This window comes from Salinimicrobium sp. TH3 (genome assembly GCF_026676115.1).
Lineage (GTDB): Bacteria > Bacteroidota > Bacteroidia > Flavobacteriales > Flavobacteriaceae > Salinimicrobium.
Genome location: NZ_JAPONB010000007.1, coordinates 1 through 25783, shown reverse-complemented (window position 1 = coordinate 25783; position 25783 = coordinate 1). Strand labels below are relative to the sequence as shown.

Here is a 25783-nt window from a genome sequence, read left to right as displayed (position 1 = left end):
AGTTCGCTTTGCATGGGGCAGGTTAATTTTTTAGGAAAACCCGGATATATTGCTACTCCCTCTGCGGAATGGAATGTCGACAGACCTTTGGGATTATCTTTTTCTTATCTGCCCGATGAGTATTCTATCTTTAATACTGACGGAGACAGGAACATAGTCCACTTCTACAATGTACGTGCAGGCTTAACCTCTTTTATGGAAGTAAGCCTGAGTATCGCCCACAGGCCTTTAATGTCTGAAAATATAGGAGTAGGTGACAGGCAACTGGATCTAAGGTTTCGGCTTTTAAAGGAGCAGAAATATCTTCCTGCCATTGTGCTGGGATGGACTCCGCCCGGTTCAGTCGCCCCTGTTTTGGCTCATGATTACCTTGTGGCCACCAAGAATTTCAATACCAGCTTCGGAAGGTTTACTCTCTCCGGAGGGTATGGTTCTCCCTACATTATAAAAAGGAAGAACAAAGGAGACTCTGCCCTTGATCTGGAAATTGTAAAAAAAATAGATTTTAAAGGAAGTAAATATCTCACCGGATTCTTTGGCGGCATGTCTTACCATCCATTTTCCTTTGGAGGGATAATGCTGGAATATGACTCTCAAACAATTAATGCAGGAGCCTACCTGCAGCCTTTGCCGTGGCTACTGCTGCAAGCTCATACCTTTGAAGGCAAAGAAGTAGGCTTCACAGCAAGCGCTCAATTTCCTTTAAACTTTGCTCCCCGTACCTTACGTCGTTATGAGAAAGAACTGGAATAATCTTTTTTTGTTCCTGTTTTTTGTCGCAGGAATACAGGCCCAGGAGATCCAAAACAAGCTTTACAAGGCCGGTTTTGAAAATATTCAGGTAAAGGAGGGAGAGGATAGCTTAAAAGTCTTTTTTGAGCACCGGGAATTCCGTAGCCCATACCATTCCATGCGTTATGCCGATCTTCTTTTACAGGAGATGGAAAAAAAACCGCTTGTGTGGATCCCACTCTACCACAATACGCCTATTGGTGAATACCATGCCAACAGCTACCGGTTCAGCAGTCTGTCAGAAGAGGACCGGCGTTTCTACCGGCAGTATAACTCGTTCCAGGAAGCTTACCGTTTTCATTTAAGGATACACCCCGATTTTTCTGCAAGATTCGGTTACTACAGCGATCCTTTCCAGATCAAATTCAACCTCATCCTGGACAGCAGGATCTACCTGGCTCCAGGGCTTAGTTTACAAACAGGGATTGCAATTCCCATCCAGAATAATCTGGATGCCCAGGATACAAAGCCAAGACTGGCTCCCAGTATGCTGCACTATTTTGCGCAACCGGCAAATTCCCACTTCGTCGCTCTCAGCCTTGGCAGCTTCTACTATGACCGCTATGGAATTGACTTGCAATACCGGTATGATGATCTCAGCTCTCCGTGGAGTTTCGGATTGGAGTCTGGCTTAACCGGTTTCTACTGGATGACCTCGGGCAGTATCTACTCTGAAGATGTCAACAACCTTCACGCCATAGCCGACGTGGAATACCGGCTGCCATTCGAGAATCTAAGTGTGAAACTGAGTGCCGGAAAATTCTTATTTGAAGACCTGGGAGGCAGGGTAGATTTGATAAGGCAATTTGGAACTGTAGACCTGGGACTCCACATCTCAGCCACCGATGCCGGCGTCACCGGCGGATTCCAGTTTGCGTTTTCGCTCTGGCCGGGAACGATAATACGCACTAAAAAACTGGAGGTAAGAACATCTGAAGAATTCCGTTGGGAATACAGTTATAACAACGAAGAGCCCGTGGCCCGTCGTTACCGCCTCGGCATCCCCCGCCTCGACCATGTATTACGGCAGTATAATGCAGAGTTTGTTAAGGGGTTGGACGGGGGACGGTAGATTTGGAGCGCAACTGTCCTTCATCTATCCCGGTTTCACCATGCTCAGGACAGGCAGGAGGAATAGTAGAATTGTAAGCCCAATGACGTACTCACATCAATGTCACACTGAGCCCGACCGGAGGGAGGATTAGTCGAAGTGTGTAGCCTAGGCATTAGTCGAAGCGCTTGTTAGTATTGAATATATTGTTACCAGTAAATATTCGTTCCCAGAAGGACTTCGACTTTTCGCAGCAACTCTCGTTGCAGCGGCTCAGTCTGACATTGCGTTTGTCACACTGAGCCCGACCGGAGGGAGGATTAGTCGAAGTGTGAGCCCCAAGGCGATAGCCGGGGGATTAGTCGAATTACCTTCTTCTGTTCTTAACCAATAATAAACATTCGTTTGAAAAAGGACTTCGACTAATCGCCTTCGGCGGCTCAGTCTGACATTGCGTTTGTCACAATAAGCCCGACCGGAGGGAGAAATAATTGAAGAGAAATCTTCAACATTTTTTTGACTATTAGAAAACATGAAATTTGCGTGACAAAGAATATAATATTCCCTCTTCTCCTCCGTTTCATACTGAGCCTGCTTTAAATGGCCTTATTTTTAAAATTTTTTATTATCTCCCCCACTCCATATAAATTCCTGGTCCTGCTTGCAGTTCTTTTTTGCGGCAACTTCGACTCCCTGGCACAACAAACTACTTATTCTGGAGAACTAAGTGTACAGGCCATGGGCGGCACAGAAGAGCAACTGCCTTTTTGGATGCACGCCAACTCCCGGGGTCGCTTTACAGAAGATACTCATTTTTCCGGCAGGGCATCTGGTACGGCCGTCTATGATTTGTACTATGGAGGCCTGTTTGAAGTAGGGGCTGGTGGAGTTTTCCGCAATGGCTCTTCCAAAAAGTTCATTGCCGATGAAGCTTATCTCCACTTCGAGAATTCCCGGATACAGGCTACAGCGGGTATGAAACAGCAGAAAGAATTATATTACGGCCTTAGTGCTACAAACATGAACATGTTGTGGTCCCTTAACGCCCGTCCTCTTCCCGGAATTAAAGTAGGAACTACGAGTCCCTTCTATTTTTCCAGGAACAACATATTCGGGATGGAAGCCTCCTGGGGAGATTATTACAGCGGTTCCATTCAAGAAGTTAAAAATGTTAAAGTACATCACAAAAGCCTGCATTTCCTCCTGAACCTGCAGGATAAATGGCTTTTAAAAGGTGGCCTGCGGCATTTTGCACAATGGGGAGCAACTACTCCCGGTAACAAACAGGGCAGTATCTTTTCAGAATACCTAAGGGTGATCACCGGAAGACAAAGTCCCTCGGGGCCCAACAACCACATTGGCTCCTGGGAAGGCAGGATCACCAGGAAATATAGGAATTCTTCCATAGAATTGATCATGGACCTGCCATTCGAGAGTGGACATGGTGCAAAGTTGGGAAATTTACCCGATGGCCGTTATGGAATCCATTGGCAGCGGGAAGAACCGGAAGGTCTTTTTCAAGCGGTCATGTATGAGTTTTATAGCACTATGGCCCAGGCACCCTTTGAAGATTATCTTACCCACCATGCATATACCGGCTGGATCCATAAACAAGAGGTGCTGTCAACTCCCTTTTTTAATTTTCATACCAAAGAGTGGATCATTGACAGGAATCGTTTTTCTGCCCATCATCTGGGAATAGGTGGTGAGGTTTCAAATTATTACAACTCATATCCTTACCGGGTTCTCTTCACCTGGTTAAATTCGGAAGGAAGCTTTGATCTCCCCCAAAAGGAGCAACAGTTCTTCGCCTACTATACCAGCCGTCTCTACGATGAGGATTTTACCCTGGATCTCCAATTAGGAGCTGAATTAAGCAGTCTCCAATCTCCCAACTATGCTGCAGGTGTTTCTTTGAGCTGGCACTTTTCAAACTTTTAGTTTTTTTCTCCCCACTTCTTGCTTCTCTTCCCCGCCAAAGCATGAACTTCTTCCTACAATAACTTTGTTAAAATTATTATCTTTGTGCCATTCATCCTGAAAATACTGCAGGATATCCATAAATGATTCAGAGATCAAGTTTAATTTTACTTCTTTTAGTTTTTAATGCAGAAGTCGTTTTCTGCCAGCTTTCTGCATCTGAATTAAAACTTATTGCCCCTTCCCTGGGTTATGTTGATGATTTCAACTATTCCCTGGAATGGGATCTGCGGGCCATGTCATCTACACAGACCAAGCTGCCATTCTGGATGCATCACAATACCTATGGATTATTAGCCGGGGATTCCCAGATAAGCACCAATATCTCGGGAAGGACTTCGACCTTTTTAACATACGATAGTCAACTATTTTTTGGTGGCGGAATTAATTACCACGACGGCACCGGTTCCGGAGTTCATATTGCCGAATTATACATGCACTTCAATAATCCCTGGATATACCTCACCCTCGGAAAAAAGAATCGGCTGCTTTATTACAATGGTCTCAGCGCTTCCAATGAAAATATACTGTGGTCTTCCAACGCACCACCCCTTCCGGGATTACAGCTGGGCACAAAAAAGCTGCTCTTCCCCGTAGAAAGGTTTTCTCTCGGCTTCCAGGGAGCCTGGGAGGAATACTGGTTTGGCAATGACGGCTATGTACAGGAAACCCGCCTGCACCACAAATTCTTTAGGGTAATCTTAAATAAGGAAAATTGGGAGTTAAGCGCCGGGGTTCGCCATTTTGCACAGTGGGGAGGGAAATCCCCTAAAACAGGACAACAACCCAATGATCTAGGTAATTACCTAAAAGTCCTGGCCGGGAAGGAAGGATTAACCGATACCGAAAACGGCCCGAAGATCATTGCCAATCATTTAGGAAGCTATGAATTAATTTTCACCCGATCCTTTTTCGATTTCAGTCTCCAATTCTTCTATAACAGCATATTTGATGATCTTTCAGGCAGGCGAATGGAAAATTTTCCCGACGGTCGTTATGGCCTCTATTTTACAGCCAGGGATAATGACAATATTGTAAACTCAGTACTCTATGAATTTTACTATACCATGCACCAGAGTAAGAACTCACAGGGTTTTCACAAACATGATAACTATCTTAACAACGGCACCTATCAATCTGGCTGGACCTACCGGAATAAAGTTTTAGGGACTCCTTTCTTCACTCTAGATGATAATTCTGCAGGAATTATCAGCAATAGATTTATCGCTCATCATCTGGGTATTGAAGGAATCCTGGGTGACTACTATCAAACATTCCCCTATAAGCTTTTGTTGAGCTATGCAGAGAACCATGGACGATACAACAAACCATTTCAAGAGAAACAGGATGTTTTTTATGGGTTACTCGAGCTGCAATTATTTCAGAATCTTTTTGACATACATCTGCAAACGGGTGTAGAATTCAATTCTCAATCCGCACCGGTTTATGGAGCAGGTGTTTCCCTGAAGTACAAGTTTTCGGGAAACTAAATGCGACTCTATTTTCACATTTTTCAAATCCTCAAATTCCCTACGGGATCGTATACCTCACAGAAACTCCTGCTCCTAATTTATTTTCTTCCGCAGAAAGATCTGTACCCAACTCCAAATTAATATTCACAGGAGACTGCAGCACAGTAAAGTTGGTATAAGCCGAAAACACTTCCGAAGGTATAACATATAGTCCCCGGGGATCATCAGGTGCATAATAAATAAATTTCCCTACCCCGGTAATGTTCTTGTAGTGCCCATAGTTTCTCCTGTAGGAAAGCAGCAGCTTATATGGGAGGTTGTTTATTATTACTCCGGAGACACCTATGTGGTGAGCCAGTAAATTATTATTTCCAATTCTCACCACCGACGGTCCCGGGGGATAATCTTCATAATAGTTGGGAGTGACAAATGGGAGCCCCATGACTCTGCCGTTATTCGTCCAGCCCGAGGCATAAACTCCATTGTTAAAGTAATTATCATAAAGGTGCGGCAGGGTTTGACTCTGATCTTTTAGATAATAGAACTCATAGATCATCCCGTTGATCAATTTATTCTCTTCACTGCCAGAAAAGAAAACACCGTACCGCCCGTCGGGAAAGTTTGCTCCCCTACTCCCTGAGCCGTCTTCAAAAATACTGTTAAACAGAAAGGTCAGACTCCCGCTGTTAAATTGTTTTGTGAGGCTAAGTTCGTAACTCCCCAAGTGACTTCCCAATACATTCAGCTGGTCGGTTTCTAAAGCCGTATCGCCTCCCCCCTGTCCCGTGATCACCCGCAGATAATCTTCAATACTCTCAGGAAGTTTGCCCGCAGCTGGCGATTCTCCTCCCCATATAGCGAAATGCCTTATCCCGGCCCTGAGTTGCCAGCCCGGTTCAAAGTTCCAGATAAAGCTGATCCTTTTATGATGCAAGTGTGCATTGCGTACGTAACGATCTTCTCCCAGCAGGTATTCTTCCCAGGTCATTTCAAATCCTAACCGCTTTGCCTCATCCAGATAGACAGGTCTGCGTGTTCCGAGCTTCAAACCAGGTAAAGGTCGGCTATTAAGAGACCATAAAATACTTTCATTCGCAGCACTTAATCCTTTATAAAATTCTTCTCTCTGTCTTTGACCTAAAACTACTTCAAACCAGGAATAACCGGCAGCTACATAAAATTCATCAAGATATGAATTTGACTTGCTTCCATTAACAAAGAATGCCCCTGCACCCGCTGTTATATCTATCATGCCCGCCCGGTAACCTGCCAAACCTCCCAGGTAGCCGCTCAAATCTGTTTCTTGAAAGATCCTTCCCCGCTGGTTGTGGTACATCCAAAAAGGCAGCTCCCCATCCTGAGCGATTAAAGCCTTCAGTTGAATCTCGCCCGAATAATAGACTTGTGCCGTGACAGCAGTATTTCCAAAGAACATGAAAAAAAAGAGAAGGAAAAATATCTTATTGGGGTGCATGGTAAGCAAAGAATTTCAGCAGCAAATATAAGGAGCATTTAGCAGCCTGAATCAGGACATCTGCAATTAAAGATGTTTATAAAAAGATTAAGAACGCCCCCCAATTATTAAATAATCAGAAATTAAGTTAATAATAAATTAAAAATAAACACATTAAATAATTCCTTAACTAAAACCACAATTAATTACCGCTAACTTCAATAAAAAATAAACTTTCAAGCTATTAATCCTAAAAATAAAGATTGGAGCATGCGCAAATTTTCTACCCTTATCATTGTTTTTATTTTTTTGATAAGCTGCCAACCTGAAGAAATAGCTGCACCTGTTGCCGATTCGAATTCTCAGCACCCCCAATCAACAGCTTCCTTAGCTATTGAAGTTGATAATATTGCCCAATTAAAAAACATGAAGATCCCTTCAAAGGAGCACAACCTGGTCAATGTGCTGGGTTACCATCAACCAGGTGACGGCGGGGGCGGTACTTTTATGTGGAAAGAAGCTTCTGTCAAGGCGCCGGACAAAGGCACCAGCATCGCATCAAGGTTTAGAGAAAAGGGAAGATGGATCAGGATCTTTAAGGACGGGATCAACGTAAAGTGGTTTGGAGCCAAAGGCAATGGTACATCTGACGACTTTCCTGCTCTTAACTCTGCCTTCCTTTATGGAGAAAGGAATTCTGTAGATGTCTTTATTCCGGCAGGAAAATACATGATCCTTTCAGGACAAAGCTCAACAACTGGTTTCGAATTGAACCAACCTTCAAATTTCTCCATCTCTGGAGAGACAGGAACCACCTTGAGTACCCCCCTCGGCGAAAAAGGAGGATTTAAGATCTTTTATCTAAAATACGGGGGAGAAAACCTGAACATCAAAAATATCAGTTTTGAAAATACTCAAAATTTCCCCCGGCATAGGACAACCGCAATTCAAACTATTCAGGGAGGCGGTGAACCTTTGCGAAATCTTTCCATAAGCAACTGTTCTTTCTCTGGTTTTACCACAGCCATTCTTCCCAATGGCACCGAGGATCTTGTAATTACAAACAATAAATTTTTTGCTCCCAATGGTAGAGACAGTGCTCTTGAGAACCGTGATCCCGCAGTTTTTATCTGGTTACATTCCAACACCAATGGAAAAACAGTCAATACAACAATAAGGGATTGTTATGCAGAAGGTTATTCTGGTGGTGATATCATGTCCACCGTTACCCAGGAGCCATTTGACGGATTTTTATACGGAATGGGAAACGGAGTGATCGTCCAAAACAACAAGATTAGAAAGATGGGATATGAGGCTATTTTTTTACAACCAAACTCTGAGTTTGTATCCTCTGCACAAAAAAATCCTGTGATTATCACCAACAATGACATTGGTTTTGAATGGATGGGAAGAATGAAAGATCACAGAACCTATGGAATTAGAGTAGATGATTCTGCCGTACAGATAAAGGAGAATAGAATAGAAAATGCCACTTTTGGAGTCCTTATCTACGGGTATGACTATTCCTTTGAATTCTCTGATTTGGAAATACAAAATAACAGCATTGAGACAACAGCAGCTCATGGATATAATCCGCGTGCTGTTTTTGTACAGGGAAATAGAACGAAACCGGTAAGAAATATCAGGATCGCAAATAATTCGATCTCCCTTAAAGGCTCTTCTCTTTCCAATAACAGTGAGCTCTTCTTTGTTGCTGACGTCACTTCAGGAATTATTGCCGACAATAATTTTGAGATAGAGGCCGGGAAGAATGGACACGAACTAAGCCTTGTGGGCTTTGACAGACAAAATTCAGATTTTTGTCTTTATGCGAACAAAGGAACCGGCGATTTCGACAGGGTCTATAGTGAGCTTAAACCTTCTGGCAACACAAATTTTGTTTTTGATCCCGGCGAATGCAAACAATGAGGCTTCATAATAGAAAAAAATAAGCTGCTTAATATGCCTTCTCTTCTCCCACAACTGCATTGACAACAGTCGCATATACGATCTTAAAATCAAGTAAAGGGGACCATTTCTCCAGATAAAAAATATCCATCCTTACCCGATTTATCATATCTGAGGGTTGAATGATCTCTCCCCTGTAACCTTTGATCTGGGCCAGGCCTGTCACCCCCGGCTTTGCAAAGTGCCTTACAAGGTATTTGTCGACAGAAGCACCGTATTCACTGGTATGTACTTCCATATGCGGGCGGGGGCCCACTACGCTCATGTTACCCAGAAAAACATTAAAGAATTGTGGTAGTTCATCAAGGCTGGTCTTCCTCATAAATTTCCCGATTCTCGTGACCCGCAAGTCGTTTTTAGTGTTCATGACCCTATCTGCATCGCCATTAACGGTCATAGACCGAAACTTATAACACCAGAATGTCTTCTTATTATAACCGTGCCTGGACTGTTTAAAAAAGAGCGGCCCCTTTGATTCCAGTTTGATAAGAATGTAGAGCAAAGGAGTAAGCCATGACAGGATCAACAATATTACAAGACTGGAAAAAACAATGTCGAATAGTCTTTTCATGACCTGGGCATACTCCGATTCGAGGGGAGACTTTCTCAAATTAAGTACCGGGATGGTCCCAAAAAGATCCACATCCATGGCCCTTGTGAAAATGTCCTTATTATCGGGAACGATCTTTAGCTTTTTAAAGTTATTGTCAGCAAAACGAATTAGTTCCTGAAGTTCAAGGTTTGTCAACTGCGAAGCCATACAATATATTTCATCTATACTGTGGTCGAGGATGTACTGGAAACAATTTTTATGGCTTCCCAGGAACTTGCTGCTTTTGTATTTCTTGTTTGAGAAGAAGCCTTTATACCTGTACCCCAGCTCGGGTTGTTCAAAAAAGCTCTGTAGCTTTTCCAGGGTTCTGTCCCTGCCTATCACCACAACATTAACAGAGTTACCACCTTCCATCCTGTAGACACTACGCAGGATATAGAAGAACCAGCGATACAGCGTGAGGTTGAAAAAAAGCAGGGTCAAAATATACAACTGTCCTTTAGGGGAAAAATTAAATCCTGCAAAAAAGAAGATCGTAAAATAGGACAGCGAAAAGATAAGGTACTGGTATAACAATTGATCCAGCCGGTCCATGAATTTCTCATTCCGGCCCGTGGGGTAGAAATCCAGCGCAAAGGCTACGACCAGCCACGCCAGGTCTATTAAAGCAATGATATAAGGAAAAGAAAACAGCTCCCTGAAGAAAACAAAAAGCGTGAGGTTGATAATAAACAGATGTATTACAACCGAAATGGGAATGATAAGATAGGAGTTTTTCACGTTTCTTTCATAGCTATCAGGTAATAAACCAGAATAGGTAAAGTAGGGAATACCGGGGGTTAGTTAATTTAATTTAATTCTTTGCGTTTAAGCCAGGTCTTTAGTAATAAGTATAGAAAATAATTATTTGTTACAGCATATCTCTTAAAAAGCCTGCGTGGTTCCTGGCATAACCTAAAGAACCATTCGAGGGCAAATCTCTGCATCCATAGAGGAGCTCTCTTCTGCAGGCCAATCATTACCGGAAGTGCTCCTCCTATCCCGATCATCGCCGCATCGATCCTGCCTTTCATGGCCGCCATCCATTTTTCCTGTTTTGGACACCCAAGCGCAACAAATAAAAGGGCGGCACCACTTCCATTAATTCTTTCAACCACTTCTGCATCTTCCCGCTCATCCAGCTCTCTAAAGGGAGGGCTGTAAGATCCGGCTATGGAAAGCCCGGGATACTCTTCCCTGCAAAATTTTTCTGTTTCCTGGAGCATCTCCTCTGTTCCTCCATAGAAGTAGACCGGGATATTTTTCTCTTCTGAAGCCGCAAGAAGATCTGGCAGCAGATCCATGCCAGCTATCCTCTCCTGGTCCAGGCCGTAAAGTAATTTAAGGCCTTTGGCAAGCGGCATCCCATCTGGGGATACTAAATGCGCCTGCTTCACGATATTTGCAAATAAAGGATCTCTGTAGGCTTCCACCAACATGTGCACATTAGCTACACAAGTGTAAGCTGAAGTTCGGCTTTCTGCCATTTCAATCACTTCTGAAACAAATTCGGCATAAGTTCCCAAAGAAATGTCAAAAGCAATAAAGTCCTTCTTTTTTAACTGGGGGGCTGTAGTAATTATCATGATATCATCTATGCTGAAGGTGTAACGGGAGCTGCGACCTCCCTCAAAATTTCTGTAATGCGGTTTTCAAAAGTTGAGAGGGTAAAATTATTTTCGTAACGCTCATTTCCTTTTTCACCCATACTTCTTCTTATTTCGGGGTTTTTTATAAGGTATTCCAATTTATCTGCTATTCCTTCTATGTCTCTCTGGTTTACCAAAAGACCTGTCTCTCCATTATCAACTATTTCGGGAATACCGCCTTCAAAGGTAGAAACCACCGGTAGGGAATACTGCATTGCCTCCAGTAGAACGAGGGGAAAACATTCGTAATGGTAATAGGTGGGAAAGGCAAAAATGTCGGCATTTAGGAATATTTCTTTCTTTTCTGCACCAAACTTTTTTCCCACATAGGTGACCAGATCCTCTATTCCAAGCTTCAAAAGACTTTCCCTCAACATGTTCCTGTCAACATCACCTTCTCCTCCCACTACTGTAAGGTGAAAATCGAGCCCCCGGGCCTTTAGTATTTTTACCGCCTCTAAAAGATCTAATATTCCTTTCGACGCTATGAGGTTAGAAAGAAAAAGGATCTCGGTTATCCCCCTCTTACCTCTTTTGACAACTGAAGCTTTAGATGCTATTTCAGGCACGCCATTGGGGCAATAGAAAACTTTATTTTCTGCAAAGTATTTCTCGACGTCATGGTACAGATACGGAGAAAGGAGAATTGCCTTCGCATCTTTAAATACTTTGGAATAAAGAAGATCATCGATCCTGTTTTTTTGTTTGGTCCTCACTCCTTTGTTATGGAAATGGTAGATAATATTTGCTCCGCTGGCTCGCAACAGCAGGGCCACCAGAGTATCTTTATAAAAAGCAGGACCTGTTGCCGCAATAGCCATATAGCACACCTGCGGCCTGAATCTCATGAGTGTAAAGATCACCCGGACCAGGACTCCCATATACCTCAACGGCTTCATTATGCCTCCCTTTCCAACTTCCCCTGTGGTCCTCGAGGTCCCCATGTCTATGAACCTGCAGCTAAACTCTTTTTTAATTTTCCCACTATTCTTTATATATTCTCCCACCATTGAGGAACCATGTACAGGGGGAGGAAGATGAAGGAGAAATAAAATGCGCGAATTCAAAATATTAATTAAGATCTATTTCAAGTCGATCTCCTTAAGGAGATTTATTGTACAATTTTTAGCGTCTGTTTCCCCATGGTATAGCTGCCGCAGATATCTTCTGTTTTCTGCATGATCATCCTTTCCACTTTGGATCTCAAAAAGGGCTTTCATAATGCTCTTCTGGTCTTTACATATGCCTCCGGGGGGACGGGAATATATTTCGGGGCAGTTGATCCCCCGGCTGTTGACGTAGCTTTCATGATCTGAAAACGACAGTATCAAAGGTCTATTCAACAGTAAAAAATCCACGATCGTCGACGACACATCGCTGATAAGAACATCGCTTTGCCCCAGGAATTGGTATAGCAGAAGATCGTTTTGGTAGAGAAAATCATCATCTATAAACCGGAAGTTCGAAAATGATCTGGCCGGGGTGCGTGGCGCCATGGGATGTGGCTTAAGAAAACACACCATGTTGTTTTTCTTTAGAAACTCATCAAATTCCTCTTCATCAAAAGAGGGAAGATTGTATGGGTTGTTGTAATCTGTGCCGTCCAGTCTTATTTCGCCAACTGCACTTTGCCTGTAGGTGGGTAACCACAAAATAATTTTTGCCCCTTCAGGAATATTTAAATTTTTAAGTACATCTGGCTCTGGTTTTAAAAGATTCTCATTACGCGGTAGCCCAAGCTTAAGCACCGACTCCCGAGGCACCCCGAATGACCTGGCCAGGATGGGACTAAAAAAACTGGATGTGGAGAGATTAAAAGTAGTCACCAAAGCCTCCCCTTTATTGTCTAAAGCGATCTTTTTTATAGGCAATCCATGCCATAAATTAACGGAAATTTGATTTGCAGGAAACTTTCTCGCATACAGGCCATGGGTGATAAATACATACTTTGACAGCAGGTAATAACCTATTCCTTTAAAGCTCCTTCTCTTTACAAGTATTGTCTTCTCCTTTTTTATGGAAAACGGAATTTCTTCCCTTTCCGGAAGTTCCGGCACCAGCCAAATAATTTTATCAATTCCGGTTTGAACCAGATGCCGGTAAAGAACAACCCCGTTCTCCTCCCAAATAGGGAAGGTCTGGATTATAGCCCAGTTATTTTTAGGAAGAATACGGGCCAGGAGATAAATAAGGTTCGCTAACAGACCTATGATCCTACTCTTCATGCTTACTCTCTTTTCTCCTCATAAGCCCCTGGGCAGAAAAAACTGTCATTCTGAACAAGGCCGAAAAACTGTTTTCTAAAATGTTTAATCCTGCATTTTTTCGGGCTCTGTAACCTTCCTTTATTCTTCTGAAGAGTTTCATATTAGCACTTATCCCGTCTAACCTATAGTTCACATAGGCTACCGGAATGTACCGGAATAACTCGGGGTTTCTAAGGTAATGGGCAAGCACAAATTCATAATCTGATAGGGCCTGAAGGTGAATATTGTAAGTGCCGCGGGCATAGAGTTCCCTGTGAACAAACATCGAAGGGTGATTATAGGTCATCCCGAGGTATTTGAATTTTATATTGGAAGGGTGGAATCTCTTTAATCTTGCCTTGCCATTGTTAAGGATGTCATTCCTGTCCCCATGAAAGATCTTTTTATCTGGAAAAGCCCTGTACTCCTTTACTACTGTCTCTACCGCAGTTGCTTCAAACCAGTCATCGCTGTTGATCATTCCTATGAGCTCACCCTTTGCCCGTGCTATTCCTTTATTCATGGCATCATAAAGCCCCTGGTCTTTTTCACTTACCCACCCGGATAAATGTTGCTCATACTTTTTTATAATATCAATCGTACCATCAGTGGAGCCGCCGTCAATGATCAGGTATTCTATATTGTCATAGGTTTGACCTAGAACACTTGCAATCGTTTGTTCAAGATATCTTTCGCCATTATAGACCACTGTTATTATACTTATCAAAGGCTGCATCAGGAAAACTCTTTTTTGGAAGGTAAACTTCTGAAGTTATTAAAAAGCTCCTCATCAGAGACCGATCTGGCGCTTCTTGACATTGCCGTGCCCGCTGAAACCCACAGCAGAATATGTTCAGCCGAATAAACCGGATAGTAGGTGAGCGTCCATAGCAGCAGATAGGAAGTAATGTAATATCCCGACATTCTTGCCAGTATATTATTTGATCTGAAGATGCCAAGATAAGCGGCAGGAGCTAATATGAGCAAGTAAAGCAACATCATTACGAAGCCGCCTTTAAAGATCATATGAAGGTAACCTACTTCATTTACACTCCGGGTTGAGGAATCTCCCGGCAGCCCGTGCTTCTCGGTATAAGCAAAATAAGGACTGTAATAAGTTCCCATAGAACCCCTTCCAATCAATAGTTCCCTGGGCGACATATCCAGAAAAAGCTCCGTAAAAAGGAAAGACCGTGTATCTGTTGTAAGACCATCCTTTTGGGATGCCTGCTGAATAATAGAATTGATCTGGAAAACCGTGATGGTCCCAACGATCACGATCATTATTAGGGTGATCTTCTTAGTGAATTTTTTAACCTGGTTGGTACGGAAGAATTCCCTGAGCAAGAACAGGAAAAGGATCCCCAGAAACAAGAAATTTGCTCTTTGCGAAACAACCACCGTGAGCAGCAAATAAGATAAAATACCCAGGATGAGAATAATTTTCTTTTTTCTGTTCTGGTAAAAATAGGTAAGCAACAGAAACGGAATAAATACCATCCACTTTAGTAAGCCCACAGCAACATCTATGGACATAAAGGCTCCGGCTATGGCCAAAACGGATCCTAGCAGCAGTAAGCCCGCAAAGAAATCAAAAAGTTTTTTCCAGTAACATACTTTAAGCCCAAAGAAAAGTGCAAGAGGTACAACCCATGCCCAGCCCATAAGATAATGCCCAAAAAGAGTCTTTAGATTATCGGGATTTAGGGAAGGGTCTATGCTTCTGAAAATTGTAAAACCACTCCAGCCAAGAGTGAGAAGTAAAAGTATCTTGAAATATTTGTTTACCGGAAAATCACGCCTGGACAACTTGTAGGAAAAAACTACAAGCAGGATCCCGGAGAAGATCATTAGAAATACGAGTAGCAGTCTAAAAACCCCCGAAGGATGGAAAGCCAGAAATAAAGAGCTGTTTATTATGGAAAATAAAATAATAAACTTGAGAGCTGCTGGAGTATCAATTTTAAACATAGTTAACGGGAGGCCGTTCTACACGAACTGCATTTCCTTCTATTTTAGGCAGATTTTAATTTTGCTAATATTTGGTGGACGCGGGGATACTTTTTCATCAGAAACCTCCTGATCTTTTCATAAACCGTATAATTTTCGGCCGGGGCATCAACTCTTGGAATTCTCCAGTCCTTCCCATATAGCTTTACCAGAACCTCCTCGTACGCCCCCGGGATCATAAATGTATCCCCAAGGAATTCATATTCAATTAAATTTTCGAGATACCTGGCCTTCAGGATATTTTGATCACATTGCCTCATCCCAAACTTCACGCGTCTAAAAAAGTAGACATCTATATATTCCCCGTCCCTTCTAAGGGAGATAAGGTCTCCCAGGTATCTTTCAACAATAAATCCTTCTTGCTTCAGGAGAAACAGAGTGGCCAGGAAATCTTCCCTGCTTTCCTCGGTAAAGAAAATATCTACATCTTCGTCATGTTCAATTAACCGGCCTTCCCTAATAGCTCCCAGTAAAGTTCCATAAAGTAATCCGCCAACAAGCCCCTGCTCCTTCAGAATCCTGTTGAAATCCAGAAGATTCTTTTCGGCAACGGGACGATCTATCTTTTTCATTCCATGTGCAAATTGCTGGGGTTCGAACTCGTAGACTCCGTTTCTCGTTTCTATTTTTTCTTTAGTCATAACTGGTTTAGAAATGGGATTAGGTCAGGGCTTTAGTTGCTTTGGAAGAAATTTTCCAAAGTCCCTGTTTATATATACTCTTGGTTCTAAGAAGAAAAGCTGTAAGGTTGAAGATCAACAAAGAAGCAGAGACAAAATAGATGTTTTGGAAGATACAGGCCAGTGTTATAAATCCTACGAAAACGAACGAAGCAACTATTAAACTGTTATTTGCCTCCTTAATAAATCCAAAAGCTGCGAGGAGTGGATAACCGAGCAGAGCACTGGCAATACCGAACAAGGCCGCACTAAAGATTATAATAAATATCTTCGACAGAGTTTCATTCTGAACATCAAAGAGGAGATCCAGAAAAAGTTCGTTAAACACCATTAAAGGTATTAACAGTACCAAAGCAACAGAAAGAATGCCGAAAAAGATCTTTTTGTAAAAGTTAAGATTTCTGGTTCTGCTCATGTAAGGGTATAGTGTCTGGGAAACAGTCCCTCCCAGACTCATAAAGGCATAGAACAACTTTGCCACGATAGAGAAATACCCCACCATGGTGTTCCCAAAGAAGATCCCAATCATGCTTACGGCGTAATGCTTGCTGCCATCATTGGCAATACGGGAAAAGAAAAAATGGGTACTGCCCCGGAATTGGGAAGATAGTTCCTGCCTGGTAGGCATAGCAAAGCTTATAGAATATTTCTTCAGAATAAGGTAAACTGCATAAACTCCGCCAAGTATGGCCCCCAATGAGTTAAACAAAGGAACCAGCAAAAAATCATTTCTCTCTTGCACGAAAAGAAAAATGAACCCTGTAAAGATCACTTTTGAGCCCACATTGATGAAGGTTATATATTTCATATCCTCCATGCCCTGGAAGAACCAAGCAGGAAAAAGGAAATTACCCACTACGACACCATAGGTCACCAGGTAAAGCAAATAGTGCTCCCCAAACTTTTCAAAAGTAAAGAGCAGGGCACAAAGCAATACAAAAGAAATGATCAACAAGATAAGCTTTATAAGCATCACTGCTGAAAAGATCCTTGTCACTTTCTCCTTTTGGTCCCTGTTAACAGATATGTCTCTGGTCGCGGATAATTCAAACCCAAAGCTTACGAGAATGTTCAGAAACATGACCACAGCAAGAGAAAAGTTGAGCAGGCCGAAAGTTTCCACCCCTAGTATCCTCACGAGGTAAGGCAGGGTCAACAGCGGCAAGATCATATTCACCACCTGGAGGGCAGAAAGGGAAAAAAAGTTGCTAATGAGGCTCTTATAGTCTGCTGAAATCTTCAAAAAGGAAAAAATTGTTTTAGGAAAAAAGAAGTCTTTACTCCGACTGCATTAGTAGGTGTTTATAATTACTCTTTTTGTGACTGCCGATATACTCCGTGTAATCATCAACCTTTTCAACGAATTCTTCTGCTGTGAGATGATCAAGCACAGTAAAGCGACCGGGGCGCATTTCCAGGGCCTTGAAAAAGATCTCTTTTAAACAGTATTCTCTTTTTATAAGGTCAGTAAAAATCAGCGGCACATGAGTTGCAACAGCATATTCCACATGAATACTATGAAGTTTATTCTGCAGGAACAGAGTGAAAAGACTAATAGAAGCTACCTGTACCCCGTGGAGTACATTTTCTGTTAGCTCGAGATAATTAAGGGCATGGCTTATCAAATGTTCACTCCCACTACAGGGTCTGCTGGTTCCGGCCAAAGACATGGCAATACCCGAATTCACCTGCCCCTGAACGACCATCCTTAAAAAAGATTTCTTATGCAAATCGATGCCGGAAAAATGAACGAGAGAATTAGCGGCACCTTTTGACAGGTGAAAAGCTATATCATTTATATTTTCTTTATTTTCCTTCTGTGCAATGACCCAGTCATTGGTCGCAGAAAGATTTGAAAGTATATCCCCGGAAGCTGCTCTTATGTAATCAACCGGCGAATTTCTTATTATATCCAGGTCAATAACAACCCCCATAGGCATCATCCCAGGCAAACTCTCTGTCTTACCCGAAGAATTCTGTATAACAGCAATGGGAGAGATCAATCCATCATTGGAAATTATTGTGGGAATAGAGATGTGGTTAATGTTTGATAGGTAAGAAACACGTTTTACGGTATCCAGAACTTTTCCACCTCCAATAGCCAGGATAAGATCAAATCTTCCTGTCTCTGCCATGCGTCTTAAATGCTCAACATCTGTGTGGGTATTACTTTCTAGTATGTACAGATCCCAACCTCCTATTTGGGCAACCTCAACGGCATGTGAATAGGAGTAGGTACTTCCCGATACGACAAGCACCTTGTGAAACTGCAATTTATTCCTGTGAAGGTATTTTTCGATGTTCAAAATTATACCTTCATCCACCTGGAAAATTATAGGCAGGTAAGACAGCTGCTTGTATACCATATCTTAGGTGTTTCTAATGTTCCCGATCAATTCTGAAGTACTTATCCCTTTTGTATAAGGCAGCAGGACCAGCTGGGCTTTATGAGCTGCGAGAAATTCTTTATCAACCCTTATTTGCTCCATATAACTTTGCTCTTCCCAGTCATCTCCATGTACAATGAGGTCGATCCCATAATTTTTGATGTAGTCTCTGTTGTCGTATTGATCAATAACAAAGGCTTCATCCACATACTTTAAGGCTTTGACCAGTTCCAGCCTGTCTTCTTCAGAGAAAAAAGGTTTTCGCTTATAAGATGCTACCATAGAATCACTATTCACAGCAACTATTAACTTGCTCCCCAGCTCCTTTGCCCGCTTCAAAAGCTCGAGATGTCCCCTGTGGAAAAGATCAAAAACCCCAATCACATAAACGATCTTATCCTCTTTTTCTTTCCCGGAATGGGTCATTTTGGCATCAACATCACGTTGCCTTTTCTCAACATGATCTATAGTTCGGCTTGTCTCCATTCATTTTTAATTTTATTGCGATAGCTTTTGGAAAAAACGTACAGGAAGGCCACTGCTACTCCAAGAATTCCAAAAGCCACTACTATTATTCCTCTTTTAGGAGCAGATTTTTCAAAAGGTATACTTACAGGATTGATAATTGAAAATACCGGTGTGTCCCGGGAAACCTGTAATTTTGATTGCTCCAGTTGCTTTGCAAGCTCGGTATAAACGTCAAAGGCAAAGTTGTATTCGGCTTCTAAGTTCTGCATCTGGTTAAGAGCAACAGCACTAGAAACATGTTGATTCCTATCCCTGAATCTCCCTAAAGACTGCTGCGCCTTTTTATATTCAGATCTTTTTTCTTCAAACTGGTTTTGGGTAAAGATCAACTGCTCCCTGGCATTTTGAATTTTATAGGCAATAACCTCTTTTTGGAGCAACTCCTCTGAAGCCTTTGCCATTTCGGCAGCCATTAATGCTTCAGGCATCGTGTAACGCAATTCCACAACCCCTTCTTTTTGATCGGGCTCGATCCATAATTGTTCTTCAATTAACTGAAATAGCTTAACGTCATCTTCCGATAAACTCACCATACCAGGTTCACCCGATGACTGCGCCACTTCTTTTCCCGATGTGCCCTTTAAGGTGCAAAAAACAGCACGGGGTGCATTAATAATTTTTGTTAGAAGGCTGCTAAACAGGTTTTGGGAATGATACTTCTCATAGTATTCTCTATAGGTGGTTTTTGTGCCGTCTCTCCCTATAGTAACCGGTGTATCAAGAAGGGCAAGCTTAAAATTCACTCCCTTTACGATCTTGGGATACAACGTGGGAGGAATTTCTGAAGAAGCTCCCATTGCCGAAAGGTTAATGCCAGCCAAAGAAGCTAATCCGCCAAACTTACCCACCCCGGCCGCCGCTTCTGTTTGCGGAATAAAACTTGAAGATGCGGTGTATTTTTCTGAAGAGAAAATAGCTATTAATAAACCAATAATTACAAATAACCCTGTGATCTTCAGAATTAGCAGTCGGTTTACCCAGGCAAGTTTTGTTAGAATAAGAAAATCAATTTCTTCCTCGGCTTCAGGCTGGTTGGATACCGGAATATTTTTCATTTGATTGAATGCTACTGAATGATCTGACTAATAAGTAAAGCTATGGTCGCCAAACCTGAACTAATGGAGATCCATGCCTGTGGGGACAACCCGTTCTTCTCAGGTTTCTTAGGCACAACGATCTCGGCCCCGGGCGCAATGCGCGGATAAAATTTGAAGCCAAGGAAAGTTTGTGTCTGCTTCACTTCTCCGTTGGCATAAATGACATAAGATTTTCCTTTTCTTGAATCTTCCGAAAATCCACCTGCCCTTGAAATATAATTCCTGAAGCCTCTTCCTTCTTCAAATCTTGCTGTTGTTGGAAATAAAACCTCTCCCCTCATACGTACTGTTTGAAGTTCTTTTGGAATTCTCAGCACGTCTCCCTCCTGAAGAATCAAGTCATACTTTGAACCTGGATGCGCCAAAATTTCCTTAAGCTCAATGCCAATCAATTCGGTTTCTTTTAAAGGGGTCTGTGCGATGGCCGAGTCAAGGTTTTGGGTCCTCTCAAGAATAATATCTTCTGTTCTGACCACTCTTTGACCTTTTTTGGTGATCTCTTCCTGCAAAAGTTCAATTCTTTGCTCAATCCTCTCAATAAACTGCTTTTCGGTATCTGAGTTCACCACCTCTTCACCCCGATCCATGTTATTTAATAAAGATTGGAGCCTTTTGATCTTTTTTTGTTCTTCATTTAATTCCTTGAAGCTTTCGGTTCTTCTAACAAGGGTCGCTCCCTGGGGATAGGCAAACTGGTTAAAGCCTCCTGCTCTCTTTAACAGATCGGATATTCGCTCATCACGTTTTTCCAGTACAAAATCTCCCGGATAAAGTACTTCTCCTTCTACCTGCACAAGTTTTTCTTCAAGAAAACCCGGACTCTTTCTTACGAAAACATGATCAAAAGGCTTTAAGATCAGCTCCTCATCTTCTGTTCGAATATTTAGCTCAGGGTCTATTTCGATCATAAAGATTTCGGCCATTTCACCATCATTATCTCCTTTTTTTCGTCGTGCGACTTCAATAAAAGAATTGGTAGCAGAATTCTTAAGCCCCCTTGCTTCAACTACAAGATCTCCAACAGTCATTCCTTCTGAAAAGGGAAAAACACCGGTGCGGTTAACTTCTCCCGAAATCTTTATATAATATTCCTCATTAAGGTCAAAAATACTTGAGATGTTCAGGATATCCTCACGCTGTAAGACCACGTTGGGTGACGTATTATTCATGATACCCTCAAGATCAATAGTTTTGATTTCCTGTCTTAGATTAGGGCCTGTTCTGTGTAATGTGGCACGATTAGTAAAGGAGTCGCCCCGTAAACCACCTGCCTTCGCAATAAGATCCAATACTGTAAGTTCATCAGATAAAGCAAATTCCCCCGGCCGCATTACTGCACCCGAGATTTGCACTCTGTTTTCAAACCTTTCCAGAATTTCACCTACTTTGAATTCATCCCCGTCCTGCGGACTGAAGGTATCATAGAAATCCTGTCCAATGTCGTCAACACGCATCCCGGTCGCTGTAGACCTCCGCACAGTGATACGCTGCTTATAGGCTTTATCCGAAAAACCACCGGCAAATCTTATAAGATCGTCAATGGTTTCCCCATTTTCCATTTCGAACAATCCCGGCCGTCGTACTGGTCCAGTAATTTCCACCCGGCTATTAATTGGTTGCACAATAACCACATCATTATCCCTAAGCATGAGGTTCGAATCCTGTCCTCCATTGAGAAGAAAGTCATATATATCAACCTTACCTAAAAGCTTGTTATCTCTGTAAACCTGAATATTTCGAAATGTTCCATTTTCATTAGGTCCCCCTGCGGCAAACATTGCATTAAATACAGAAGCAAATGAGGGCAAGGTGTATGTTCCAGGCTTCCGTAACTCTCCCACGAGGGAAACGTTAATTGTCCTTATGTCGCCCAGCCGTATATCCAGAAAAGTGTTAGGATTGCTGCCAGCCATACCCGAATAGATATTGGTCAAGGAAGCTCTTAATTTAGAGCTCGCAGATTCAATGCTCATTCCTCCAACACGAACAGGGCCAATATTTGGAATAAAGATGCTTCCGTCAGGACTCACCTTTAATTCGTAGTTCTGTTGTGAAGCCCCATAAATATCGATTAGAAGTTCATCCCCGGCTCCAATAATGTAACTTTTTGGCGTAGGTAAATTTAGACTGGGATTAAAATCGAGTTCTTTGTTATGGAAAAGAGTGAATCCAAATATTTTTTTCTGAATTGGGCTAAGATCATAATAAGGATCAGATTTCCGGATCGAATCAAACATTAACTGAACATCTTCAGCCCCCACAACAACTCTACCTGCTCCAGATTTGATTTCCTCCCTTATAGAAGTTTCTTTTCTTCCCGATTTAAGTTTCATGATCCTCTGCCGAAGCTTTGCCACCTCAATTGCAGGCATACCTCGTTCTCTTGCCATCACTTCGAGTTGATCTTCACTCAAACCGGAAGATTCTGCTCTCTGAATCAACTGTTCTATTTGTGCATCAGAAAGATTATCAACTTTGACATTTTGAATATCCTGCAGACTTTGTCCTGTTGCCGAAATACCGACGACCATTAATAGGACAACAATAATTTTCTTCATAACTACCTGTAATATATCCCGGAGCTTATGTAAAACCTATTGAACTTCCAGTAAACCTGGCAAGCGATTTTTTTCATTGCTCCGCCATTCTGACTCCCATTTAATTAAGAAATCAGTTGACAAAAGAATAAGCGAAATTTCTTATACCATCCTCTGTAGGAAAGAGGGCACAAATATCTTTTTAAGATTCCTTTAAGACAACTTATAAATGTTAAATTCTTTAAGAATTTGTTTGGTGAACGTTAAGAGAAGATTAACACCGGTAAAAATAGTCACATAAGAGGTTAAAGTTGACCCTCAGAGAATTGTGACTTTTAGACAGTTAAATGAGATCAAGATTTATGCATGACCCCATATGGTTGTTTTTAACAAAATAAATAGGATTTTAGAAGTACAGTGATAGAAAAGGATGTTCGGATTTATCCATTTGCTGTTAGCAAAAAATTACTTGTCATCCCGCAAAAGCACTTTCATTCGACACAAGATGATGTAAAGACCGAAGATCCATCACTCAGATCGAGGAAGCCAGTGCTCTTATAAGTCTGTGTTAATCTTTTAAAAGCTAATACAACTACTATAAGTATGGTTTTAACTGTACACGATAATGCTTAGGGAGAAAGTATTAACAGAACAATAAAAGAAGAATATCTGGATCTCCAGAGGCCACAAAATTTTGATCAACTAAAGATGCAAAGGAAAAAAAGCCGTCTCTAATTACAATAACAGAAGATCACATGATCATTTAGAGAAGAGGAATCATTAAGAGTTTATTCGTTACTGGCCAATTCTCAAACCAGCAGAACGACCAATAATTACTATTTTTGATAATGAAAAATTAATATCTAAAACCGGTCAACACTAATCAGTGAAGTTCACTGTTCACTGGTTAGCATCTATTGCCTTCATTACTATTTTCCTGAGCTGAGCGTAGGGGAAATGTTTCGAGAGAAAGGCATGGAGGTTCGTTTAAAAGAGATTCCCCGCTCCGCTACAGCTGCGCTCTGAATTACAAAACATTTCGAATGTTTAAGATCCAGAATTTTATTTCTGTCTCATTCCGACGAAGGAGGAATCTCTTCTAGATGGAGATTCTCCACTCAGCAAAAGCTCCGATCCGAATGACTAAGATTTTGGCTGCGGGAGATAATAAGTTGCAGGTCAAAAACCTTTGTCATCTCGACAGAGTGTTTTTTTACGGCAAAAAAAACACACGACGAGAGATCTCACCAATAGTAGCAAACAGCATTCTTAACAGAGAAAATCCCCTCACTGATATCATTGTGGCAGATTTCTCAGTCGCCGAAGCAGTTCCTTCGATATGACAGTTATCAATTAGACATAATTGCAAAAGAAAAACCCACTTTTAAAAAAGTGGGTTTTTTATTGATCTACATCATTTTACTGCCTTTCCATAGCCTTGACATCAGCTCCCAGCCCGCTGAGTTCGGGATCAAAGATCCAGAGTTCAGATTGTTTTCCATCTGTTGTCTCGCCCCACTCTTTCATAAAATCCTTCCAGCTGTCCTGTCCATACATCTCTTCATAGGCTTGAACGAATTTGGGATCTTCTCCCAGCCAGGCCATATCGTCAAAAAAGAAGACCATGGAGAGATCCCGGCCATCTTTAGTGGAAGGCATTTCATTGGTGTATATTCCATAGGTCATGTCTGGAAATTTCTCCTTCATCACCTTAGCCACTTTTTCCACCGCTGTCATCACTCCTTCATCCTTAAAACGCTTAACATCGTACATATCTACCAGTAACTTATTCACTTTAAAATCTTTTGGGAAATTGGAAAGCTGATTGTTAAACTTCCAGTAAGACTGATCAGAATCTGCTGTCATGTACTTTACAACGTTATTGATCCAGTCATCATCATGTGCCTTATCATCAGGTCTTTCATCCATAGCACCCCACGGCAGTGGTCCCATGGTCCACATATATTTACCCACATTGGGTCCATTAGAGATATGGTAAACCCGCGCTCCATAAGGTTCGGAAGCGTGAAAGTTTTTGTTGTGCGCAGCCAATCCCTGCTCGAACTGCTGAACTTTGTCAGGTTGCGGGGTTAGAATGGCATTTTCAAATACAGCGTAAGGCTGACTGCTTTGCTCCGAATTTTGGGCTATTACCATCAATGGGATCAGGAATAACCAATACACCAACTTTTTCATAATTCATATTTATAGGGTTAATAATCCAAATGATGAGGGAATAGTAAAAAAAGGGGGAAGGATGTTAAATTTATAAATAAATTATTGAATTACAACCAGTTAGTTAAAATTTATTTGATATTTAGGCAGAGTGATGGGATGACGTTTTAACGCTGTGAAGAAGTGATGCTGGATATTGTGAAACTGTTGGCTGTTATTTAGTGGACGGTGGTCGGGGTGCAGAGGACGGAAAAAATAGCGAACGTCACCTTGAACTTGTTTCAGGGTCTTCTTCTTTAATCCATTAGCATTCTCTTTTCCCATTTTGCCCCTCCCTATAAGGAGCCGGGAAAAGGATTGGCGAAATCTTCAGGATCTGCGAGAAATAATCAGTTAATGTTTCTGAATATCCGTAAAAAAATCGGGGATGTAAGACTTTTCTGCTAACGTCACCCTGAACTTGTTTCAGGGTCTTCTCGTTGCAATCCATTAGCATTCTCTTTTCCCATTTTGCCCCTCCCTAAAGGGAGCCGGGAAAAGCATTTGGGAAAATCTTCGGGATCTGCAAGAAATAATCAATCGGTTCTGACTGTCGGTAGAAAAGCCTTTTGGTTAGCTTCTAATTAGTGAATAGAGATAGGTGGACAAAAAACAGAGAAAAAACCATGATTTAAAACTTTTGTGCTAACGTCACCCTGAACTTGTTTCAGGGTCTTCACGTTGCAATCCACTTGTAAAAAAAGGAGATAAAGAGATTCTACGCTCCGCAAAAGCTGCGCTCGGAATGACAAAGAATCAGTTGTCGGTTGTGAGTTGTCCGTTCCTTCCTGTGATGTTGTGACGGAGTGACCGAGTAATGGAGTGACATGGAAAAGCTTTTGCTGTTGGCTTTTGGCCATTAGCTAATAGCTTAATTAATGCACGAAGGTCAGTGGACAAAGGACAAGCTAACGTCACCCTGAACTTGTTTCAGGGTCTTCTCGTTTTAATCCACTGGTAAGCAGGAAATAAAAGAGATTCTTCGCTCCGCAAAAGCTGCGCTCGGAATGACAAAGGATCAGTTGTCGGTTGTGAGTTGTCCGTTCCTTTCTGTGATGTTGTGACGGAGTGACCGAGTAATGGAGTGACATGGAAAAGCTTTTGCTGTTGGCTTTTGGCCATTAGCT

20 protein-coding genes are annotated in these 25783 nt (G+C 41.9%); 6 read left to right on the top strand and 14 right to left on the bottom strand.

Annotation, left to right across the window (positions count from 1 at the left end; all coding sequences use genetic code 11):
- Positions 1-12 precede the first annotated feature (12 nt).
- From OU683_RS11540 to OU683_RS11525, 4 genes are all read left to right on the top strand, one after another.
- Positions 13-753 carry a YjbH domain-containing protein gene (locus OU683_RS11540; protein WP_268138411.1) on the top strand — a complete coding sequence of 247 codons (741 nt, stop codon included), beginning with the start codon at positions 13-15 and terminating at the stop codon, positions 751-753.
- Positions 734-1864, top strand: coding sequence for a YjbH domain-containing protein (locus OU683_RS11535; RefSeq protein ID WP_268138409.1), 1131 nt, complete (start codon positions 734-736; stop codon positions 1862-1864). Before OU683_RS11540 ends, OU683_RS11535 begins: the two co-directional genes overlap by 20 nt.
- 579 nt (positions 1865-2443) lie before the next feature.
- Positions 2444-3784, top strand: coding sequence for a hypothetical protein (locus tag OU683_RS11530; protein ID WP_268138407.1), 1341 nt, complete (start codon positions 2444-2446; stop codon positions 3782-3784).
- A 122-nt stretch (positions 3785-3906) separates the two neighbouring features.
- Positions 3907-5313, top strand: coding sequence for a capsule assembly Wzi family protein (locus OU683_RS11525; RefSeq protein ID WP_268138405.1), 1407 nt, complete (start codon positions 3907-3909; stop codon positions 5311-5313).
- Positions 5314-5353: 40 nt separating this feature from the next.
- On the opposite strand, the gene OU683_RS11520 is transcribed toward OU683_RS11525, so the two are convergent.
- Positions 5354-6769, bottom strand: coding sequence for a capsule assembly Wzi family protein (locus tag OU683_RS11520; protein ID WP_268138403.1), 1416 nt, complete (start codon positions 6767-6769; stop codon positions 5354-5356).
- 249 nt (positions 6770-7018) lie between these two features.
- On the opposite strand from OU683_RS11520, the gene OU683_RS11515 reads away from it, so the two are divergent.
- Complete coding sequence (locus tag OU683_RS11515) at positions 7019-8677, top strand: putative phage tail protein (RefSeq protein ID WP_268138400.1); 1659 nt, start codon at positions 7019-7021, stop codon at positions 8675-8677.
- A gap of 28 nt (positions 8678-8705) precedes the next feature.
- Here OU683_RS11515 and OU683_RS11510 read toward each other — a convergent pair whose 3' ends face one another.
- From OU683_RS11510 to OU683_RS11455, 12 genes are all read right to left on the bottom strand, one after another.
- Positions 8706-10049, bottom strand: a complete 1344-nt coding sequence (locus tag OU683_RS11510; RefSeq protein ID WP_268138397.1) for an exopolysaccharide biosynthesis polyprenyl glycosylphosphotransferase — start codon at positions 10047-10049, stop codon at positions 8706-8708.
- Between the two features lie 68 nt (positions 10050-10117).
- On the bottom strand, positions 10118-10894 hold the full coding sequence (locus tag OU683_RS11505) for a WecB/TagA/CpsF family glycosyltransferase (protein WP_268138395.1): 777 nt from the start codon (positions 10892-10894) through the stop codon (positions 10118-10120).
- A gap of 8 nt (positions 10895-10902) precedes the next feature.
- The gene (locus OU683_RS11500; protein ID WP_268138393.1) at positions 10903-12024 is read right to left on the bottom strand and encodes a glycosyltransferase family 4 protein; all 1122 of its coding nucleotides are present in this window, start codon (positions 12022-12024) and stop codon (positions 10903-10905) included.
- A 15-nt stretch (positions 12025-12039) separates the two neighbouring features.
- Positions 12040-13182 (bottom strand): CDP-glycerol glycerophosphotransferase family protein, encoded by a 1143-nt coding sequence (locus OU683_RS11495; protein ID WP_268138390.1) that lies wholly within the window; start codon positions 13180-13182, stop codon positions 12040-12042.
- Positions 13172-13939 (bottom strand): glycosyltransferase family 2 protein, encoded by a 768-nt coding sequence (locus OU683_RS11490; protein WP_268138388.1) that lies wholly within the window; start codon positions 13937-13939, stop codon positions 13172-13174. The genes OU683_RS11495 and OU683_RS11490 overlap by 11 nt, the downstream gene beginning before the upstream one ends.
- Positions 13939-15174, bottom strand: a complete 1236-nt coding sequence (locus OU683_RS11485) for a hypothetical protein (protein ID WP_268138385.1) — start codon at positions 15172-15174, stop codon at positions 13939-13941. Before OU683_RS11485 ends, OU683_RS11490 begins: the two co-directional genes overlap by 1 nt.
- Positions 15175-15218: 44 nt before the next feature.
- The gene (locus OU683_RS11480; protein ID WP_268138383.1) at positions 15219-15854 is read right to left on the bottom strand and encodes a LicD family protein; all 636 of its coding nucleotides are present in this window, start codon (positions 15852-15854) and stop codon (positions 15219-15221) included.
- 19 nt (positions 15855-15873) lie between these two features.
- Positions 15874-17136, bottom strand: a complete 1263-nt coding sequence (locus OU683_RS11475; protein ID WP_268138381.1) for an oligosaccharide flippase family protein — start codon at positions 17134-17136, stop codon at positions 15874-15876.
- A 34-nt stretch (positions 17137-17170) separates the two neighbouring features.
- Positions 17171-18259: an iron-containing alcohol dehydrogenase gene (locus tag OU683_RS11470; protein WP_268138379.1), complete on the bottom strand. Its 1089-nt coding sequence runs from the start codon at positions 18257-18259 to the stop codon at positions 17171-17173.
- Positions 18260-18262: 3 nt separating this feature from the next.
- Entirely contained in the window at positions 18263-18766 is a 504-nt protein-coding gene (locus OU683_RS11465) for an FAD synthase family protein (RefSeq protein WP_268138376.1), read from the bottom strand.
- Positions 18745-19863 carry a hypothetical protein gene (locus tag OU683_RS11460; RefSeq protein WP_268138373.1) on the bottom strand — a complete coding sequence of 373 codons (1119 nt, stop codon included), beginning with the start codon at positions 19861-19863 and terminating at the stop codon, positions 18745-18747. The genes OU683_RS11465 and OU683_RS11460 overlap by 22 nt, the downstream gene beginning before the upstream one ends.
- 11 nt (positions 19864-19874) lie before the next feature.
- Entirely contained in the window at positions 19875-22463 is a 2589-nt protein-coding gene (locus OU683_RS11455) for an SLBB domain-containing protein (RefSeq protein WP_268138370.1), read from the bottom strand.
- A gap of 1118 nt (positions 22464-23581) precedes the next feature.
- On the opposite strand from OU683_RS11455, the gene OU683_RS11450 reads away from it, so the two are divergent.
- On the top strand, positions 23582-23785 hold the full coding sequence (locus tag OU683_RS11450) for a hypothetical protein (protein ID WP_268138367.1): 204 nt from the start codon (positions 23582-23584) through the stop codon (positions 23783-23785).
- Between the two features lie 76 nt (positions 23786-23861).
- Here OU683_RS11450 and OU683_RS11445 read toward each other — a convergent pair whose 3' ends face one another.
- On the bottom strand, positions 23862-24638 hold the full coding sequence (locus OU683_RS11445) for a hypothetical protein (RefSeq protein WP_268138364.1): 777 nt from the start codon (positions 24636-24638) through the stop codon (positions 23862-23864).
- Between the last annotated feature and the right edge of the window lie 1145 nt (positions 24639-25783).